The 19455-nt window shown below is 72.4% G+C and carries 11 protein-coding genes and 11 pseudogenes; 11 read left to right on the forward strand and 11 right to left on the reverse strand.

The genetic code is table 11. The features are described from left to right. Nucleotides 1–94 precede the first annotated feature (94 nt). On the reverse strand, nucleotides 95–784 hold the full coding sequence (locus UG55_RS02650) for a DUF4097 family beta strand repeat-containing protein (protein ID WP_199865008.1): 690 nt from the start codon (nucleotides 782–784) through the stop codon (nucleotides 95–97). A gap of 342 nt (nucleotides 785–1126) precedes the next feature. Between UG55_RS02650 and crtI the strand changes: the two genes are divergently transcribed. The 8 genes and pseudogenes from crtI to UG55_RS02675 all read left to right on the forward strand — a co-directional run bounded on the left by crtI (nucleotide 1127) and on the right by UG55_RS02675 (nucleotide 7035). Beyond that, on the forward strand, nucleotides 1127–2647 hold the full coding sequence (gene crtI / locus UG55_RS02655; RefSeq protein WP_066062207.1) for a phytoene desaturase family protein: 1521 nt from the start codon (nucleotides 1127–1129) through the stop codon (nucleotides 2645–2647). A gap of 137 nt (nucleotides 2648–2784) precedes the next feature. Beyond that, nucleotides 2785–3297 (forward strand): MoxR family ATPase (locus UG55_RS31550; protein ID WP_242423630.1); only part of this gene is annotated, 513 nt, incomplete at its 3' end. Nucleotide 3298: 1 nt separating this feature from the next. Next, nucleotides 3299–3652: pseudogene (locus UG55_RS31555) on the forward strand (AAA family ATPase); the annotation flags it as partial. 1 nt (nucleotide 3653) lies between these two features. Further along, a pseudogene (locus UG55_RS31560) lies at nucleotides 3654–3999 on the forward strand (ATPase); the annotation flags it as partial. Next, nucleotides 3996–4135 (forward strand): annotated as a pseudogene (locus UG55_RS31565) (DUF58 domain-containing protein); the annotation flags it as partial. The pseudogenes UG55_RS31560 and UG55_RS31565, both read left to right, overlap by 4 nt. 1 nt (nucleotide 4136) lies before the next feature. After that, nucleotides 4137–5042, forward strand: a pseudogene (locus tag UG55_RS02665) (DUF58 domain-containing protein); the annotation flags it as partial. Next, entirely contained in the window at nucleotides 5039–5998 is a 960-nt protein-coding gene (locus UG55_RS02670; RefSeq protein WP_066062217.1) for a VWA domain-containing protein, read from the forward strand. The pseudogene UG55_RS02665 and the gene UG55_RS02670, both read left to right, overlap by 4 nt. A gap of 26 nt (nucleotides 5999–6024) precedes the next feature. Then, nucleotides 6025–7035, forward strand: a complete 1011-nt coding sequence (locus UG55_RS02675; protein WP_066062220.1) for a phytoene/squalene synthase family protein — start codon at nucleotides 6025–6027, stop codon at nucleotides 7033–7035. Here the strand turns inward: UG55_RS02675 and UG55_RS31570 are convergent. Both UG55_RS31570 and serS read right to left on the reverse strand, forming a co-directional pair. Beyond that, nucleotides 7008–7208: pseudogene (locus tag UG55_RS31570) on the reverse strand (serine--tRNA ligase); the annotation flags it as partial. The gene UG55_RS02675 and the pseudogene UG55_RS31570 overlap by 28 nt on opposite strands. A gap of 1 nt (nucleotide 7209) precedes the next feature. Beyond that, a pseudogene (serS, locus tag UG55_RS02680) lies at nucleotides 7210–8270 on the reverse strand (serine--tRNA ligase); the annotation flags it as partial. A gap of 467 nt (nucleotides 8271–8737) precedes the next feature. Between serS and UG55_RS02685 the strand changes: the two are divergent. Continuing rightward, nucleotides 8738–9574: a peptidylprolyl isomerase gene (locus UG55_RS02685; protein ID WP_066062226.1), complete on the forward strand. Its 837-nt coding sequence runs from the start codon at nucleotides 8738–8740 to the stop codon at nucleotides 9572–9574. Between the two features lie 99 nt (nucleotides 9575–9673). Here UG55_RS02685 and UG55_RS02690 read toward each other — a convergent pair whose 3' ends face one another. Then, nucleotides 9674–11464: a DEAD/DEAH box helicase gene (locus UG55_RS02690; protein WP_066062229.1), complete on the reverse strand. Its 1791-nt coding sequence runs from the start codon at nucleotides 11462–11464 to the stop codon at nucleotides 9674–9676. Nucleotides 11465–11688: 224 nt separating this feature from the next. Here UG55_RS02690 and UG55_RS31575 point away from each other — a divergent pair. Then, the coding region (locus UG55_RS31575) for a helix-turn-helix transcriptional regulator (RefSeq protein ID WP_242423631.1) at nucleotides 11689–12502 on the forward strand (814 nt) is incomplete at its 3' end. Nucleotide 12503: 1 nt separating this feature from the next. After that, a pseudogene (locus tag UG55_RS31580) lies at nucleotides 12504–13161 on the forward strand (XRE family transcriptional regulator); the annotation flags it as partial. A 194-nt stretch (nucleotides 13162–13355) separates the two neighbouring features. On the opposite strand, the gene cutA reads toward UG55_RS31580, so the two are convergent. From cutA to UG55_RS31600, 7 genes and pseudogenes are all read right to left on the reverse strand, one after another. Continuing rightward, on the reverse strand, nucleotides 13356–13685 hold the full coding sequence (gene cutA / locus UG55_RS02700; protein WP_066062238.1) for a divalent-cation tolerance protein CutA: 330 nt from the start codon (nucleotides 13683–13685) through the stop codon (nucleotides 13356–13358). Nucleotides 13686–13882: 197 nt separating this feature from the next. Then, the coding region (locus UG55_RS45100) for a hypothetical protein (RefSeq protein WP_255360414.1) at nucleotides 13883–13937 on the reverse strand (55 nt) is incomplete at its 5' end. 1 nt (nucleotide 13938) lies between these two features. Continuing rightward, nucleotides 13939–15469: pseudogene (locus UG55_RS31585) on the reverse strand (TGS domain-containing protein); the annotation flags it as partial. Nucleotide 15470: 1 nt separating this feature from the next. Continuing rightward, a pseudogene (locus UG55_RS31590) lies at nucleotides 15471–16531 on the reverse strand (HD domain-containing protein); the annotation flags it as partial. 23 nt (nucleotides 16532–16554) lie between these two features. After that, the coding region (locus UG55_RS31595; protein ID WP_242423669.1) for a hypothetical protein at nucleotides 16555–16687 on the reverse strand (133 nt) is incomplete at its 5' end. Nucleotide 16688: 1 nt separating this feature from the next. After that, nucleotides 16689–19143 (reverse strand): annotated as a pseudogene (locus UG55_RS02710) (RelA/SpoT family protein); the annotation flags it as partial. A 204-nt stretch (nucleotides 19144–19347) separates the two neighbouring features. After that, a pseudogene (locus tag UG55_RS31600) lies at nucleotides 19348–19454 on the reverse strand (adenine phosphoribosyltransferase); the annotation flags it as partial. Nucleotide 19455 lies beyond the last annotated feature (1 nt).

Raw genomic sequence — 19455 nt, forward strand, 5'->3', positions numbered from 1 at the left:
GCCCGGACAGTGGCCGGACAGGGTCGCGAGGCTCCCCCGGCGGGATCGGACAGGGTCGCGAAGCGTCCCGGGCCGGATGCTGAGGCCGCGGCGGTCAGATCCGCACGGGGCCGCGGGGCGAGGCCGGCCGGATCCGCACCCGGCCGGAGACACTGCGTGCCAGCACCCGGCGCCCGGCTCCGGGCACGCTCGGCAGCTCGACCGTGGCCAGCTGCGGATTACCCGTCTCGACCTCGACCCCGTAGTCGTCGCCCTCGGGCAGCACGAGGGTCACCATGCCGTCCTCGCTCACCGCGGACAGGTTGCGGGGCGGCCCGTCGAAGTGCAGGTTGACGTCGCCGGCCCGGCTGCGGGCGCTCACCCGCTCACCGCTGAGCTCCCGCCCGGTGATCCCGCCGGTCTCGGTGACCAGCAGGAGCTCCCCGGCGGAGCCCCAGAGGGTGATCTCACCGGTCCGGACCTCGGCCCGGACCTTCGTTCCCCGCGGCAGCTTCAGCCGGACCTTCGCGTCGTTGGCCGTCCCGTCCAGGCGCAGCACCTCGCCCGCGCGGGTCATCGCCAGCCTGGGCTGCCCCGGCCGGCGCCGCGCGGTGATCTCGACCCGCACGTCGGTGCGGTCGTACTCGCCGATCTCGACCCGACCGGCCGCGAGCCGGACCTCGACGGCCCGCACCTCGCCCACCGTGCTCGCCAGCTCCTCCGGCGGCATCCGCAGCAGGACGAAGGCGCTGCCGGCAACCGCGAGCAGCACGATGCCGAGTGCGATGACGACGAGATCGGACACGACACCTCCGGGCATCGGGACCCGCGACGGGTTCCTTCATCGGGACGGTCGAACGCTACCCGTTTCGCGGGCCGGTGGACCGGGCCGGACGACCCGCCGGCGGGTGAGATGTCCGGCTCGGCGCACCGGCACCGGGCGCGTCCGCGAGCGGCGCGGCAGGTCGGCGGACGGCCGCGGCCGGCGCGGGGGGGGGCACCGGCGCGTCCCGCCGCCGGCGCGCCGGCCCCACCGAGGTGACGCCTACCTGGGTCAGGGACCCGGCTGCCCGACACCCCGACCGGCGGATCACGGAGGATCCGATGACCGGGCCGTCGCGGCCGACCGAGCCGGAGGGGACGTCTGATGCGAACAGTGACCGGACCGACGGAGCACGTCGTGATCGTCGGGGCTGGGCTGGGCGGGCTGTCGGCCGCACTACGACTGACCGGGGCCGGCCGGCGGGTGACCGTGCTGGAGCGGGCGGACGCACCCGGCGGGCGGGCCGGGTCGCTGCGGCTGGGGGGCTACCGGTTCGACACCGGGCCGACCGTGCTCACCATGCCGGCGCTGATCGCGGACGCCCTCGACTGTGTGGGCGAGGACCTCGACCGGTTGCTGACGCTGCGCCGCCTGGACCCGATGTACCGGGCCCGGTTCGCGGACGGCTCCGTCCTGGACGTCCGCGCCGACCCGGCGGACACCGAACAGGCCATCCGGGAGCTCTGCGGGCCCGCCGAGGCCGCGGGTTTCCGGCGCTTCGCCCAGTTCACCACCGACATGTTCCGGGCCCAGATGCGGGACTTCATCGACGCCCAGGTCGACTCGCCGCTGGCCCTGCTGCGCCCGTCACTGGCCCGGGTGGCCGCCCTCGGGGGCTTCCGCCGCCTGGACACGGTGGTCGGCCGCTACCTGCGCGATCCGCGGACCCGCCGGTTGTTCTCCTTCCAGGCGATGTACGCCGGCCTGGACCCGCACGAGGCGCTGGCGCTCTACGCGGTGATCGCCTACATGGACTCGGTGGCGGGGGTCTACCACGTCGAGGGCGGCCCGCACGCCGTGGCCGTGGCCATGGCGCAGGCGGCGGCCCGGCACGGCGCGACCTTCCGGTACGGCGTCGAGGTGAGCCGGGTGGAGGTCCGCAACGGGCGGGCGGTGGCGGTGCACACGGCCGACGGGGAGCGCGTCCGCGCCGACGTGGTGATCCTCAACCCCGATCTGCCGGTGGCCTACCGCGACCTGCTCCCCCCGTCGGCCGCGCCGGCCCGCCTGGGGCGCCTGCGCTACTCGCCGTCCTGTTTCCTGCTGCTCGCCGGAGCCCGGGTGGCCCACCCGGAGGCAACGCACCACACGATTCACTTCGGGCGGGCCTGGCGGCGCACCTTCGAGGAGATCATCCGGCGCGGCGAGCTGATGAGTGATCCGTCCTTCCTGGTCAGTACTCCGTCGGTGACCGAACCGTCCGCCGCGCCCGTCGGCGGCCACAGCTACTACGCGCTCTTCCCCACCCCGAACCTCACCGCGCCCCTGGACTGGTCGGTCATCGGGCCGCGGTACCGGGACGAGGCCGTGGCCGCCCTGGAGCGCGCCGGCTATGCGGGCTTCGCCGCGGCGATCGAGGTGGAGCAGGTGACGACACCGGCCGACTGGCGCGGTCGGGGCCTGGCCGCGGGGGCACCGTTCGCGGCGGCGCACACGTTCTCCCAGACGGGCCCGTTCCGCCCGTCCAACCTCGCGCCGGGGCTGGAGAACGTGGTCTTCACCGGCAGCGGGACCCGGCCCGGTGTGGGGGTGCCGATGGTGTTGATTTCCGGCCGGCTGGCGGCGGAGCGGGTTCTCGGCCGCGACCGCGGCTACCGCACCCGGGCGCTGATCAACAATCGCTGATTCCATCAGATGTTCCCGGTCTTTTCCGCCGGCATTTGAGGAGAACTTCCTGAAGGGCACCTTAGAAGAGCCTTCCGACCACACTGTCCCGAGTCCTTGGGCGCTCGATTCCACCTGCCGTCTGGGAAGATGGCGCCATGAACGAGTGGACGACCGATCCCGGCGTGGCGGCATCCGACGTCGAGGTCCGGACGCCCTCCGGGCCGGGCTCGCTCCCCGGCCGCCCAGTCGGCTCGCCAGCCCCTTCCGCGGGCGACCCGACCACCGACTCCGTCCTGCTGGAGCGGGCGCTGTTCGAGGTCAAGAAGGTCATCGTCGGGCAGGACCACATGGTCGAGCGCATGCTGGTGGCGCTGCTGGCCCGCGGGCACTGCCTGCTGGAGGGCGTGCCCGGCGTCGCCAAGACGCTCGCCGTGCAGACCCTGGCGACCGTCGTCGGTGGCTCCTTCGTGCGGATCCAGTTCACCAGCGACCTGGTGCCGTCCGACATCATCGGAACACGGATCTTCCGTAGCAGCCAGGAATCGTTCGACGTCGAGCTGGGCCCGGTGTTCGCGAACTTCGTACTCGCGGACGAGATCAACCGGGCACCCGCGAAAGTGCAGTCGGCGCTGTTGGAGGTCATGTCGGAACGGCAGGTCTCACTCGGCNGGGTGACCCATCCGCTGCCGCGGCCCTTCCTCGTCCTCGCGACCCAGAACCCGATCGAGTCGGAAGGCGTGTACCCGCTGCCGGAGGCGCAGCGTGACCGTTTCCTGATGAAGGTGACGGTCCCCTATCCGACCGCCGCCGAGGAGCTGGAGATCGTCCGGCGGATGGGAGTGCGGCCACCGAGCGCCGAGGCCGTTCTCGACCCGGACTCGCTGATCCGCCTGCAGCACCGGGCGGACGACGTCTTCGTGCACCACGCGATCACCGAGTACGCCGTGCGCCTCGTGCTCGCCACCCGCTCGCCCGCCGACGTCAACCTGCCCGAGCTGGGCGGGCACCTCGCCTACGGCGCCTNGCCGCGCGCCTCACTCGGCCTCATCGCCGCCGCGCGGGCACTCGCCCTGCTGCGCGGGCGGGACTACGTCGTCCCCGACGACGTGGCCGCGGTCGCCCTCGACGTCCTGCCACACCGCTTCGTCCTCTCCTACGAAGCGCTGGCCGAGGGCCTCACCGCCGAGGAGATCGCCCGCCGGATCCTCGACGCGCTGCCCCACCCCCAGATCGCGCCCCGCCAGCAGAACGCGGCGGACCAGGGCATGCACGGCGGGCAGCATCCCGGGCCGCCGACCCACTCGGGCCGCTGGCACACCGACCCCCGGACAGGGTTCCCCGAGTACTTCGAGGGCGGGCCGGCCCGGTGACCGGTTCGGGGACACCGTCCCAGCCCGCGGCGACCTCGCCGGCGGTCGAACGGGCGCTGCGCCGCCTCGAACTGGCCGTGACCCGTCGCCTCGACGGCATGCTTCTCGGCGATCACCTCGGCCTTCTCCCCGGGCANGGCACCGAGAAGGCCGAGAGCCGCGAATACAACCTCGGCGACGACGTCCGGCGGATGGACTGGGCCGTCACCGCCCGGACGACGGTTCCGCACGTGCACGACCTGATCGCCGACCGGGAGCTGGAGACCTGGGCGCTGGTCGACCTCACGGCCAGCCAGGAGTTCGGCACCACCGGGATCCGGAAGCGGGACCTGGCGATCGCCGCCACGGCGGCGGTCGGTTTCCTCACCGCCCGGACCGGCAACCGGATGGGTGCCATCGTGCTGACCCCGGCCGGCCCGCGGCTGATTCCGGCCCGGCCTGGGCGCCACGGGCTGCGGACACTGCTGCGGACACTGCTCACCGTCCCCGAGGGTGCCCACGACCGCCCACTACGGCGGCCGGACCACTCCGGGGCCACCGACCTCGCCGCGGCGGTCGCCGCCATGGACCGGCCCCACCGCCGCCGGGGCCTCGCGGTGGTCATCAGCGACTTCCTCTCCACCGACCTGAGCTGGGAGCGGCCGATGCGCGTGGTCGCGGCGCGCCACCAGCTGCTCGCCGTGGAGATCCTCGACCCGGCCGAGCTGGCGCTGCCGTCCGTGGGGCTGCTGACCGCCGTGGACGCGGAGACCGGCGCGCTGGTGGAGATCCCGACCTCGTCACGGCGCTTCCGTGAGCGTTACCGCCGGGCCGCCGCCGAGCACCGCGCCCAGGTGGAGCTGGCCCTGCGCCGGGTGGGCGCCGGCCACCTGGTGCTGCGCACGGACTCCGACTGGCTGATCGACATCGTGCGCTACGTCTCCTCCATCCGGACGACCCGCGGCGCGGCGCGGCGGCCCCCGGCTGCCGCCCGGCCAGCACCCGCCACCCGGCCGCCTGCCGGCGCCGGCCGCGCACCGGGCAGACAGGCGGCCCTCTCGTGAGTTTCCTGGCTGGCCACTGGCTGTGGCTTTTCGTCGCCGTCGCCGCGCTGGCGGCGGCGTACATCGTGGTGTCGATGCGCCGCCGGGTCTACGCGGCGCGGCTGTCGTCGACCGCGCTGCTGTCGACGGTGCTGCCGCGGCGGCCGCAGTGGTGGCGCCGCCACGTCCCGGCGGTCCTGCTGCTGCTCACCCTGGCCGGCATGGTGATCTCGCTGGCCCGGCCCGCCCGGGCCGAACGGGTCCCCCGCGAGCGCGCGACGATCATCCTGGCGATCGACGTCTCGAACTCGATGGCTGCCACCGACATCCAGCCGACGCGGCTGGAGGCCGCGAAACAGGGCGCCCAGGCGTTCGTCGACCAGCTGCCGCCGCGCATCAACCTCGGCCTGGTCTCGTTCGCCGGCTCGGCGTCCGTGCTCGTCCCAGCCTCGACCGACCGGGAGTCGGTCCGGTCCGGAATCCGCGGCCTGCAGCTCGGCCCCGCCACCGCGGTCGGCGAGGGCATCTTCGCCTCGCTCCAGGCCATCGCCACCACCGGGGAGCAGCTGTCGGACGACGGCCAGCCGCCGCCGCCCGCGGCGATCGTCCTGCTCTCCGACGGGGAGACCACCCGGGGCCGGCCGAACACCCAGGCTGCCACCTCCGCGCGCGAGGCCGAGGTACCTGTCGACACCATCGCCTACGGCACCTCCGACGGAACCCTCGACGTCGGCGGGCAGCAGATTCCCGTGCCCGTGAACGAGGACGCGCTGCGCGAGCTCGCCGAACAGACGGGCGGTTCGTACCATCGCGCGACCACCGGGGACGAGCTGCAGTCCGTCTACCGCGGCCTGGGCAGCTCCATCGGGTATCGCACCGAATACCGCGAGATAACAAGCTGGTTCGTCGGGCTCGCGCTTGGCCTCGGCTTCCTCGCCGCGGCGCTCTCCCTGGCCTTCTCCTCCCGGCTGCCCTGAGCCGCGGCCGGACTAGGCTGTCCGGTGTGGGCGGTCTGCGCGGCGAGCTGGACGCCGCGGGCATCACCGATGAGTTCCTGCGTGCCTCCTATCAGTGCGCCCGCGAACTGAACGCGGCGCACGGGCGGACCTACTATCTGGCGACCCTGCTGCTGCCGAGGTGGAAACGCCCGCACGTACACGCTCTGTACGGCTTCGCCAGGTACGCCGACGAGATCGTGGACGACCTGGACTCGACACTGTCCGACCCGCAGAAGGCGCAGTGGCTGCGGCAGTGGGGCGGCGACTTCCTGGCCGCGCTGGCCTCCGGCGAGCCGGGGGGCTTCCCAGGGGAACCGGGTGGCGTTCCGGGGGCGGAGGCGACCGTGCTCCCGGCCGTCCTGCACACCATCCGGCGGTTCGACCTGCCGGCCGGGCACTTCGAGGCGTTTCTGGCGTCGATGGCCATGGACCTGACGGTCACCGGGTATGCCACCTGGGACGACCTCATGGTCTACATCCACGGCTCGGCGGTCGTCATCGGTCTGCAGATGCTGCCTATTCTCGAGCCCACGCACGCCGCCGCGGAACCGTACGCCCGGGATCTCGGTGTGGCCTTCCAGCTCGCGAACTTCCTTCGCGACGTCGGTGAGGACCTGCGGCGCGGCCGGGTCTACCTCCCGCAGGCCTCACTGGATCTGTTCGGCGTGACCAGGGAACGCCTGGCCACCGGGGTGGTCGACGGCCCGGTGCGCCGCCTGCTGGCACACGAGATCGCCCGGGCCCGGGAGCTGTTCCGCTCCGCCCGGCCGGGTATCAGGCTGCTGCACCCGACGTCGCGGGACTGCGTCCTGACCGCCTTCCGGCTGTACAGCGGGATCCTGGACGAGATCGAGCAGGCCGACTACCAGATTCTCGACCGGCGGGTCTCGGTCGGGCTGGGCAGGCGGCTCGGCGTCGCGGTGCCTGGTCTCGTCCGGGCCGCGCACTCCCGGCGCGCCAGCCGCCACCACGGTGCCGGGCCCCGCCGTCAGAGCAGGTCGCGCCCACCGAGGTAGGGCCGCAGCACCTCCGGCACGCGGAGCTGATGGTCCGCGGTCTGGAAGTTCTCCAGCAGGGCGGCGAGCAGGCGCGGAGTGGCCACCGCGGTGTTGTTCAGGGTGTGCGCGAACCTGATGTTCCCCTCGGCGTCCCGGTAGCGCAGGTTCGCCCGCCGGGCCTGCCAGTCGTGNAGCGTCGAACAGCTGTGGGTCTCACGGAAGCGGTCCAACGTGGGGAACCAGGTGTTGATGTCGTTCATCCGGAACTTGCCCAGGCCCATGTCCCCGGTCGAGCACTCGACTACCTCGTAGTGCAGGCCGAGATCGGTCAGGATGCGCTCGGCGGTGGCGAGCAGCTCGGCGTGCCAGCGCGCCGACTCGGCCGGGTCGTTCACGCACAGGACGAACTGCTCGACCTTCTCGAACTGGTGCACCCGGAGAAGGCCGCGGACGTCCCGGCTGGCGCTGCCGATCTCCCGCCGGAAACACGGCGAGATACCCGCGTAGCGGATCGGCAGCTGGCCGACGTCGAGGATCTCCCCGGAGTGCAGCCCCACCAGGGCGACCTCCGCGGTACCGGCGAGGAAGGCATCGTCGGCGGGGATCTCGTAGATCTCGTCCCGGCCCTTCGGGAACATGCCGGTGCCGACCAACGGCGCCTCCTTCACCAGCGCGGGCACCGCCACCGGGGTGAAGTCGCGCTCGCGCAGCAGGTCCAGCGCATAGGAGTGCACCGCGCGCTCCAGCATGACCAGGTCACCGACCAGGGCGTAGGCCCGCTCACCGGCGACCCTGCGGGCCCGGGCGAACTCGGCCCAGCCGCGCTTCTCGGCGAGCTCGGTGTGGTCCAACGGCTGGAAGTCGAACTCCGGGCGTGTCCCGACGGTGCGGATGACCACGTTCGCGGACTCGTCCCGCCCGACCGGCGCGCCGTCCCAGGGAATTCCCGGGGCCAGCAGCATCAGCTCGGACAGCCGCGCGCTGGTGTGGGCCAGCCGCTCACGCAGCTCACGGAGATGCCTGTCGAACTCGGCGTGCTCGGCGCGCAGCTCCGCCTGACGAGCCTTGTCGGCCTTGGCGAACTGCTTGGCGAACGACTTGCGGCGGGCCTGCGCCTCGTCGACCTCGAACTGCAGCTTGCGGTTCTCCTGGTCGATCTGAAGCAGCTCGTCGACATCGAGGTCGACGCCCTTGCGGCGGACGGCTTCCTTCACGGCGCCGGGATTGTCCCGGATGAAGCGCTTGTCGAGCATGAATTCGTGTCAGCCTTCGCGTCGGTTCCTGCGCCAGACGCTATCAGTCACCTCCGACACCCCCCGTTCCTTCGGGCGCCATGTCCGCCGGTGCCGCGGGCCGGGCGGGCGCGTCCCGACCGCCTCCCGACCGCGTCCCGACCGCCTCCGGACCGCACGACACCGCGGCCCGCCCGGCGTGNCGATTCCGCCACGATCCCCGCGCGTACCCTGTGTGACGGAAGTGAGCCCGGTCATGCCCCCAATGGCCGCACACCGCGCCGACAGAGCACCAAGGCACACCGGCGGGACGCCTCCGCACAGGTCACGCACAGGTCGTGTGCGCAGACTCGTCGAGGCAGCCCGGTTCCGGCGCGCGGACAGCGGCGGGAGGCTGCCCCCGGGCTGACCACGCGGATGCGGGAGCGCCGTGACCACCCGGGAACGGTCCGGTGGGCACGTGGACAAGGAGCGGGAGGCCGGCGAGGGTGTCGAGCACGAAGGAACGGCGGGCGCGCGAACTGGCCGCCGCGCGACTGGCACGCCAGGAGCAGCGGCGTCGCGAGGCGTACCAGCGGAAACGGCGACGGTTGAGTGTGATCGCGGCGGTCGCCGTCGTGGCCATCGTCGGGTCACTGATCGCGGCCGTCCTGCTCAGCGGCGACTCGGACAACAACGACGTCGCCGACCTGGCGGCGCCTTCGGCAGCGCCGGCCGGCCAGACGAGCAAGGTCGGCGACTGCGTCTACACAGCAACCGGCGAGGCGCCATCACGAGCCGTGAACCTGCCGGCGGCCGCCCCCACGGTGAACACCAACCCGGCCACGATGGTCATCACCACCGACCAGGGCACGATCACGGCGGCACTGGACGCCGACAAGGCGCCCTGCACCGTCAACGCGCTGCGCACGCTCGCCGAGGCGGGCTTCTACACCGACACGTCCTGCCACCGCCAGACCGGCGGGGCCGACGCGGGTATCAGCGTGCTGCAGTGCGGTGACCCGAGCGCGACCGGCTCGGGCGGCCCCGCCTTCGGCTACGCCAACGAGAACACCGAGGGTGTGAACTACAACCGAGGCGTGCTGGCCATGGCACACAGCAGCCAGCCAGACAGCAACGGCAGCCAGTTCTTCATCAACTACGCCGACCCCACCGAGGCGGGCGCGGCGGCTCTGGCCGGCAATTACACCGTCTTCGGCCACATCACCGAGGGCCTGGACGTCCTGGACAAGCTGACCTCACCGGGTGTCGAGGGCGGCGGGTCCGACGGCGCGCCGGCGAGCAGGGCCCAGATCCGGTCCGTCGAGATCACCCAGGAGCCCTGACTCGCCCAGGAGCCCCGACCAGGGCCGGCCCGGGCGGGAGAGCCGCCCGGGCCGGCTGCTCCGCCTGGTGCGGCGATGCCAGGCGGCGGGCGCCCGGCGTCAGCCGGCCCAGCGCCGCACGGTGTCGATCCGCGCCCGTAGCTGCGCGGCGCTCGCCTGCGCGCTCGGGGGGCCGCCACAGGCCCGGCGCAGCTCGGCGTGGATCATCCCGTGCGGCTTGCCCGTCCGGTGGTAGTGCGCGGCCACCAGCTTGTTGAGCTCCCGGCGCAGGTCCCCGATCAGCTCGTGGACCGGGCGGTCGCCAGGGGCGTCGTCCTCGGCTCCGCCCTGCCTCGCGGCGGGAACCACCGGCTCGCTGGTCGCCTTGGATGCCTTGGCGGCCGCGGCGCGCTGGGCGGCCTCCCGCTGCCGCAGCAGCGCCGCGACCTGGTCGGGCTCGAGGAGACCGGGCAGCCCGAGGAAGTCCTCCTCCTCGAGGGAGCCGGGCTGGGCCGGTGTCCCGAACTCGCCACCGTCGAAGATCACTCGGTCCAGCTGCGCGGACGAGCCGAGCGCCGTGAACAGGGTGTCCGGCTTGTCCGGCGTGTCCCGGCGGCGGTTCGCCTCCCGCAGCGCGTCGTCGTCGAAGGCGTCCGGCTCGCGCTGGGGCTTGTTCAGCGCGTGGTCGCGCTGCACCTCCATCTCGCCGGCGAGGGCGAGCAGCGAGGGGACGCTGGGCAGGAAGACCGACGCGGTCTCCGCGCGCCCCCGCCCCCGCACGAAACGCCCGACCGCCTGGGCGAAGTACAGCGGGGTCGAGGCCGAGGTGGCGTAGACACCCACGGCGAGCCGGGGGACGTCGACGCCCTCACTGACCATCCGGACGGCGACCATCCACCGGTCTGTCGACTCGCGGAACGCGGCGATCTTCGCGCTGGCGGTGGGGTCGTCCGAGAGAACCACCACCGGCGAGACGCCGGTGATTCCCCGCAGCAGCCCGGCGTAGGCCCGGGCGTTGGTGTGGTCGGTCGCGATGACCAGGCCACCCGCGTCCGGCATGCCACCCCGGCGGACCTGCGACAGGCGGGTGTCGGCGGCGGCCAGGACGGCGGGCATCCAGTCCCCGCGCGGGTCGAGGGCGGTCCGCCAGGCCGCGGCGGTCTGCTCGTTGTTGAGCGGCTCGCCGAGGCGGGCGCTCAGCTCGGCGCCCGCGCTGGTGCGCCAGGACATCTCGCCGGAGTAGGCCAGGAAGAGCACAGGACGGACCACACCGTCGCGCAGCGCGTCCGCGTAGCCGTAGCTGGTGTCCGCCAGGCTGCGGGTCACGCCCTCGGCGTCGGGCAGGTAGGTCACGAAGGGGATGGGGTTGACGTCCGACCTGAACGGCGTTCCGGTCAGTGCCAGCCGGCGGGCGGCCGGGGTGAAGGCCTCCCGCACCGCCTCACCCCAGGACAGCGCGTCCCCCGCGTGGTGGATCTCGTCGAGGATGACCAGGGTGCGGCGGGCCGCCGTACGCATCCGGTGCAGTGCCGGATGCGCGGCGACCTGGGCGTAGGTGACGGCCACACCGGTGTAGTCGGACGCGGTGGCACCGGCGGCGTTGCGGAACGTCGGGTCCAGGTCGATCCCGGCCGCCGACGCCGCCTCCGCCCACTGGCGCTTGAGGTGGTCCGTCGGGGCCACCACGGTCACCGCCCGGACCTCACCGGCGGCCAGCAGATCCGCGGCGATCTCCAGGGCGAACGTCGTCTTGCCCGCTCCAGGGGTCGCCACCGCCAGGAAGTCCCGGGCGCCGGACGCGCTGCGCGAGCGGTAGACGTCAAGGGCCGCGCGCTGCCAGGCCCGCAGCGGCCGGGCGGGGCCGCGCGAGCGGGGGCCGCGGGGGCCTTGGGGCGCAGGAGCAGCTCTCACGACATCAGACTCTATGGTGATGCGGCGGACGGACGACGACGCCGTGCACGGTCACGGACCGCATGCGGCGGACGGACAGCGACGCCACGGGCGGTCACGGACCGCATTTGGTCGCGCGATAATTTGTCGGATTCCTGTCATCCGAGGACCACACAGGGGGTATCACCGTCTTTGCCAATGCGCGGTTAAGCTCCTGCAGTCAACCGCTTGACTCGGAGGTCCCGATGGAGTGCCTGGCAGGACCATCGGCGGGTCACACCTCGCCAAGGACCATGCAGCCGAACGATCACCGCCCGGCGCCGACCGGCCCGGTCCGTACCCCGAACGTTCGGCTTCGCACCTGCCGGGAGGAACGAGGCTGGTCCCAGGAACGGCTGGCGAGCGAGTTGCGGCGGTTCTCCGTCATCCACGAGGGCCGTGAGGCCGGGGTGACCGGAAACATGATCTGCAAGTGGGAGAAGGGAGACAAGAAGCCGAGCCTCCGTTACCAACGGCTGCTGCGTGCCCTGTTCGAGCGCTCCTCGGCAGAGCTCGGCTTCGTCGACGACGATCCCAACACCGGCCTCACCGCCCGCGTCACAGCCGCCGCCACCGACAGGGTTTCCCGTGAGATCGGGCCGGCCGGAACCCTTCTCATCCAGACCGAAGCGGGCCCCGATCCGTCCGGCGACATTCCGGTCGAGCGCCGTGGATTCCTGCGGCTGTTCGCGGCCGCCGGGGGCGTCGCCGTGGTGCCGCTGAGCACCGCCGGGCCCGACAACGCTCCGTGGGAGCGGCTGTCCGCCGCCCTGCGCCGGCGCACCACGGTCACTCCGGAACTGGCCGACGAGCTGAGTCGGTGCACAGCGGGGCTGTACAGCCTGGAGGAGCGCGTTCCCGCCCGGGCCCTGTTCCCCCGGGTCACCGGGCATCTGGGCACACTCACCCAGCTGCTGGAGTCCAGCGGCCGCTCCACCGCCCGCCGGGACCTCGCCTCGACGGCCGGCGAGACGGCCGCGCTCGCCGGCTGGCTCGCCTTCGACATGAACGACATCCCGTNCGCCCTCGCCTACTACCGGGTCGCGATCGAGGCCGCGCGCGAGGCGGATGACAGCGCCCTGTGGGCCTGCGTACTGGGCTACGAGAGCTACCACAGCGCCGGGGTCGGCCGGCACGACCAGGCCTGCGCACTGCTGGCGGAGGCCCAGCGCCGGGCCGCGGGCGGCAGCACCGTCATGACGAAGGCGTGGCTGGCCGGGCGTGAGGCCGAGGAGCAGGCGGCCCGCGGCGAGGGGCGGGCCGCTCTCGCGGCACTGGACCGCGCTCAGGACGCCTTCGACCGTGCCAACGACGGTGACCGGGTGTGGACCCAGTTCTTCGACCGCGGCCGGCTGGACGGCCTCAAGGTCACGACCTACACCCGGCTGCGTCGCCCCGCCGCGGCCCACGCCGCGGCGGGCGAGGCGCTGCGGGCGACCGCACCGCACAGCGGCACCAAGAAGCGGTCCCTGCTGTTGGGCGACGTGGCCGAGGTCCACATCCAGCGCCGGGAGATCGAAGCCGCCACCCAGTACGCGGCCGAGGCACTGGCCATCGTGGCCGCGACCGACTTCTCCCTGGGGCTCGGCCGGATCCGCCGCGTCCGGGAGCACCTGCGCCCATGGCAGAACACCCAGGCCGTCCGGGATCTCGACGAACAGCTGCGCGCTCTGGTCTGAGGGCCACGCTGGGCACCCCGGCCAGACACTTGGCCGATGTCCGGGCCTCTGACACGCCTCCGCGCCCGGACCAGCCGGGCGCGGGGGCCGGCAGCGGACATACGGGCTCCGGGTGGGCCTAGTACTGGAGTACTGGACGGAATCACCGCCAGGGCTTCCCGCACCGCGCGGATTGTCGGGTGGCTACCCGCGGATCAGGTCGTTGCCTGCGGAGCGGTCTCCGCGGTGATCCAGTCCAGATAGTCGGTGTGCCCCGACACGATGGGCGTCGCGATGACCTCAGGGGTCTCGTAGGGGTGCGCGGCGGTGATCTCCACGATCAGTTCGGCGACCCGTTCACTGGTTGTTTTGGCGAGGCACAGCCATTCCTCCGACTGCTCGATCTCGCCGTTCCACCGGTAAGTACTCCGTATCGGCCCGACAACCTGGAAACAGGCGACGAGGCGCCGCTCGACAAGCGCCCTGCCGATACGGTCCGCCGCGTCTGGTGAGTCGATGCTCGTGATGACCTGAAGGTATCCCACGCGTACTCCCACCCATAACCGATGGCTACGCGAGATACTCTACATCGAACGTCCGACGAGACCGTCGATTTTTCATCGATGACCTCGGGTGGCCCTTTCGATACAAGACCGGACCCGGCCCGGAATGCTGGAAATGCGACGTCCGGGGTCATAGCGCCACGGAGCGCATAAATCTCCCGGATGGTTCGCGGGTGCCGTCACGCCGTCGTCTGGCAGACGCGGTAACAGTCGTACACCCCGCCGACGCTCCGTNCCGCCGTCAGTACCCGGTCGAGCTGCTCGGGGCCGGTGACCTCGATGGTGAAGCGCGCATGCGCCACCCTGTCCTCCGAAGTCGATGTCGACGCCGCGCGAACCGAGGCCGAGGTGTCCGAGAGGACCTCGGTGATATCCGCCAGCAGGCCGTAACGGTCGAAGGCCTCCACCGCGATTTCGGTGGGGAAGGTCTGACTCTCCGCAGCGGTCCACCCCGCCACGGTCACCCTCTCCCGCGAGGCGGCCGAGGCCGCGACGTTCGCACATTCCCGGCGGTGCAGCGAGACGGCGCTGCCGTGCGTGGTGAACCCGACGACTCTGTCCCCCGGGAGCGGAAGACAACATCGCGCGAGCCGCACCGGCACATCCGTGCCCTCGATCTCGGCGAAGCCCGCCCAGTTCTGCGTTCCCCGGCGGGCGGGGACCCGGTCCGAGAAGCTCTCGCCGGAATCACCGCCGCGGAAACCACCGGTGCCGCCGGAGCGTTCATCCCGCTTTCCCTGGCCGGACCGGCGGACCCGCCGCCCCGGCCGGGAGGGCGCGGCCGCCGCCGACAGCCCGGAGGGCGCGGGAGCGGGCGCGGCCGGGGCACCGACAGCGGTCGCAGCCGGCACGCCGGCGGTGGTGTTCAGACCGGCGGTGGTGTTCAGACCGGCGGTGGTGTTCAGACCGGCGGTGGTGTTCAGACCGGCGGTGCTGTCCAGAACGGCACCACTGTCCAGAACGGCACCACTGTCCAGAACGGCACCACTGTCCAGGCTGGCGGCGCCGACCGGCACGGCTCCGGACTCCCGGAGCTCCTCGCCCGGTCGCTCCCGCTGCTCGGTGGCCACGAACCTGGAGGTGCTGGCGGTCACGGACCAGGACCCGCCCCGCACCGCACCGCCCCCGTCGGGCCGCTGTCCACCCCGGCGCCAGCCCGGGCTGCCGGGGCGCGCTTCCGTCCCGCCGGAATCAGCCCCGGCGGCCGCCCCACCGCGGGGCTGGACGTCCCGGCGCTGGCGGGCCAGGCGCTTGCGGATCCGGACCCGGGCCCGGGAGGTCCGCACGAAATCGAGCCAGTCCTCGCTCGGGCCCGCGCCCGGGAGGTTGGAGGTGAGGATCTCGACGACGTCGCCGTTACGCAGCCTGGTGTGCAACGGCACCAGCCTGCCGTTGACCCGGGCGCCGATGGCCCGATGCCCGACGTCGGTGTGCACCGCGTAGGCGACGTCCACCGGAGACGAGCGCGCGGGCAGCGCGATCATCTTTCCCTTGGGGGTGAAGGTCAGTACCTCGTCGGAGTTCAGGTCGGAGGACAGTGACTCCAGGAACTCGCCCGGGTCGACGGTGTCGACCTGCCAGTCCAACAGGCTGTGCAGCCAGGAGAGGCCCTCCAGCCGAGCGCCGTCCGCGCCCGGGCCGACCGGCTTCGCGATGATGCCGGTCTCCGCGAGCCGGTGCATCGACGGGGTGCGGATCTGGATGTCGGTGGTCCGCCCGGCGTCGTCCATCACGCTCGTGTGCAGGCTCTGGTACATGTTGAACTTNGGCGTCGCGACGAAGTCGCGCAGCCGCCCAGGTACCGGGCGCCAGATGCCGTGGATGATGCCGAGCGCCGCGTAGCAGCCGGGGATGTCGTCCACGAGGACGAGCACCCGGACGATGTCGTTGTAGTCACGGGGCGCGCGCCCCCGCTCCTGCGCCCGTTTGTAGATCGAGAAGATGTGGCTGATCCGGATCGAGACCGAGCCGTCCATCCGGGCCGCGGCGAGCGCGCACCGCAACTGCTCGACCATCCCCTCGACCGCGCCACTCACCCGTTCCGCCGCGGTGAAGTCGTCGACGAGGTGCGAGATCCGCTGGTGCTCCTCAGGGTTGAGGACGGCGAACGCGCGGTCCTCAAGCTCCCGCTTGATCACGCTCACCCCCAGGCGATGCGCCAGCGGGGCCAGGACCTCCAGCGTCACGCGGGAGATCTTCTGCTGTTTGGCCGGGGACATGTACCCCAGCGTCCGCATGTTGTGCAGCCGGTCGGCGATCTTGATCACCAGGACCCGGTAGTCACGGGCCAGGGCGACGATCAGCTTGCGCAGGGTCTCCGCCTCCGCGGCCTCACCGAAGCGCATCTTGTCCAGCTTGGTCACGCCGTCGACCAGGTTCGCGACCTCGGCGCTGAACTCCTCGGCGACCGCGGTGAGCGAGTACCCGGTGTCCTCGACGGTGTCATGCAGCAGGGCGGCGATGAGGGTCGTCGTGTCCACCCCGAGCTCGGCGAGGACCTCCGCGACCGCCAGCGGATGGCTGATGTACGGATCACCGCTGCGCCGGGTCTGGCCGGCGTGCAGGCGCTCGGCCACGGTGTAGGCCCGGATCACCGCGGCGATGTCGGCCTTGGGGTGGTAGTCCCGGTGGGCCTCGACGAGGTCCCGCAGCTCGGGGGGCACCTGCGGGCTGCGCGGCGTGGCCATCCTGCGGGCCAGGTGCGCCAGCCGCATGCTCGCCTGCCGGGCCGCGGCGACCGTCCGGGAGTCAGGGTCGCCGTCCGCCCGGGACAGCGCGGGCGAGAAGCCGCCCGCCGGCAGACCCGCTCCCGCGGCCTCAGCATTCACGGCGTGCCCCCTCGCGCTCGCAGTCAGCTCTGTACGTCCGAGGTGACCCGGAAACAGTCGTACACACCGTCGGTGGATCTGACGGCGTCCAGAATGTGGCCGAGATGCTTGGCGTCACCCATCTCGAAGGTGAACCGGCTGACCGCCACCTGCTCCNGCGTGGTGGTCACCGAGGCGGACAGGATGTTGACGTGGTGGTCGGACAGCACCCTGGTCACGTCGGAGAGCAGCCTGGTCCGGTCGAGCGCCTCGACCTGGATCACCACCAGGAACACAGATCCCGACGACGGTGCCCACTCCACGGCGACCATTCGGTCGTTCGGGCCACCGCGCAGGCCGGCGAGGTTGACGCAGTCGGTGCGATGCACCGAGACGCCCTTGCCGCGGGTCACGAAGCCGGCGATGGCGTCTCCGGGCATCGGGGTGCAGCACCGCGCCAGCTTCGCCCAGACGTCCGGCGTACCCGTGACGAGCACGCCCGGATCGCCCCCGGCACGCCGCAGGGCCCGGATCGGCAGTTCGGTCTCGGCCGCATCCTCTTCGGCGCTCTCGGGGCCGCCCAGGCTCTGCAGCAGCCGGTTGACCACCGCCTGCGCGCTGACGTTGTTCTCGCCGACGGCCGCGTAGAGCGCGGCGACGTCTGCGTAGCGCATGTCCTTCGCCAGGTTCAGCAGGGCCTCGCCGGCCATCAGCCGGGCCAGTGGCAGGCCGTGGCGCCGCATGGCCCGCCCGATCGCGTCGCGGCCGGCGACGATCGCGTCCTCGCGGCGCTCCCGCGCGTGCCACTGCCGGATCTTGGTCCGGGCCCGCGACGACCGGACGAAGGTCAACCAGTCCTCGCTGGGGCCGGCGGAGTGCGCCCGGGAGGTGAACACCTCCACGGCGTCGCCGTTCTCCAGCTCGGTGTCCAGCGCGGCCAGCCGGCCGTTGACCCGCGCGCCGACGCACTGGTTGCCGATGTCGGTGTGCACCGCGTACGCGAAGTCGACCGGCGTCGAGCCCAGGGGCAGCGGGATCACGTCGCCCTTCGGCGTGAAGACGAAGACCTCGTCGGCGGCGGCGTCGAACCGCAGGCTGTCGAGGAACTCCCCCGGATCGGCCGACTCCCGCTGCCAGTCGAGGACCTGCCGCAGCCAGTTCCGCAGGCTGGGGTCGGTACCGCCGGCTCCCCCGCCGCTCCGGGCCCCCGCGCGCCGGGCGGAGCTGGACGGGCGCGAGCCGGCGCCGTCCTCCTTGTACTTCCAGTGCGCCGCGATGCCGTACTCGGCGCGGTTGTGCATCGAATGGGTCCGGATCTGCAGCTCGACCGGCTTGCCCTCCGGCCCGATGACCGTCGTGTGCAGTGACTGGTACATGTTGTACTTGGGCATCGCGATGTAGTCCTTGAACCGGCCCGGAATCGGCTTCCAGTTCGCGTGGACGGTGCCCAGGGCCGCGTAGCAGTCACGGACCGAGTCGACGAGAACCCTGATCCCCACCAGGTCGTAGATGTCCTCGAAGGACCGGCCGCGGACGACCATCTTCTGGTAGATCGAGTAGTAGTGCTTGGGCCGGCCGGTCACCACGGCCTTGATCCGCGCCTCGGCGAGCTGGGCCTGCACCTGGGACGACGTCTCGCTGAGGTAGACGTCCCGGCTGGGGGCCCGGTCGGCGACCAGGCGGACGATCTCGTCGTAGCGCTTCGGGAACAGCGCGGCGAACGCCAGGTCCTCCAGCTCCCACTTGAGGGAGTTCATGCCGAGGCGGTGGGCCAGTGGCGCGTAGATCTCCAGCGTCTCGCGTGCGTTGCGCTCCTGCTTGTGCTCGGGCAGGAAGCGCAGCGTCCGCATGTTGTGCAGACGGTCGGCGAGCTTCACCACCAGCGCCCGCGGATCCCGGGCCATGGCGACCACCATGCGCCGGATGGTCTCCGTCTGGGCCGCCTCGCCGACCTTGACCCGGCTCAGCTTGCTGACGGCGTCGACGATCTGCAGCACCTGCGGGCCGAACTCGGCCTGGATCGTCTCCGGCGGGAGGTCCGTCTCCTCCAGCGTGTCGTGCAGGAGGGCCGCGCACAGGGTCGGGATGTCCATCCCGAGGTCGGCCAGAATGCTCGCGACCGCGATGGGGTGGGTGATGTACGGGTGCCCGGAGAAGCGGACCTGGCCCGCGTGCGCCGCGTCGGCCAACTCGAAGGCGCGCTGCACCGGGCCGATGTCGACCTTCGGATGGTTGGCCACCAGCCCGCGCAGCACCGGGTCGAGCGATGACGGCGGGGTCGCCCGGTGCGTGCCGAGCCGGGAGAACCGCCCGCGCACCCGCCGTGGCAGGGGCGGGGACTCGTGCCCCAACCGGGGCACGACCGGGGAACCCTCCGCCGGATCGTCGCCCTCGGGATCCGGGAACGCTCCGTCGTGACGATCCGATGGCTCGCTGATCCGCCCCGCCCTCCCGGTGGGGGTACCGCCACCTGGCCCGGCCCCACCGCTGGCCGCCCGGCCGCCGGCGGCGTCCTCGACGGCCTGGGCGCTCGGCTCATCCATCTCGGGGGCAGGGGGCACCGGCCGCGTCTCCCCGGTGGATGACGCGACCGCCGGCACGGCGCCGGTGGTCACCGGCGGCGCCTCTGGCACGGGCCGCTCCTGCTTCGCACGTGAGCCATGGCACGGATGTGCGAAGGGCTCCTGACGTCGAGGTTAACGCTGCGGGCACTCTCGGCCTTCCGCAACCCCGGACGGCCCGGAACGCGGCCACACCGCGGATGGCCACGGTGCCGCCGGTCGCACCATCCACGACCACCCGGCGTGAGCGAACAGCGGCGGCATCCGGCGGACCGGTCAGATCCGCATGATCGACGTGACGTCAAGGGCACCGGTCCGGTCGCGCCCCGACAGGAAGACCAGCTCCATCAGCACCGCCAGGCCGACCACGTCCGCGCCGCACCN

Source organism: Frankia sp. EI5c (assembly GCF_001636565.1).
Lineage (GTDB): Bacteria > Actinomycetota > Actinomycetes > Frankiales > Frankiaceae > Parafrankia.

Coding starts and splice junctions, on each gene's coding strand:
- crtI (WP_066062207.1), top strand. CDS start 1,127: ATGCGAACAGTGACCGGACCGACGGAGCACGTCGTGATCGTCGGGGCT.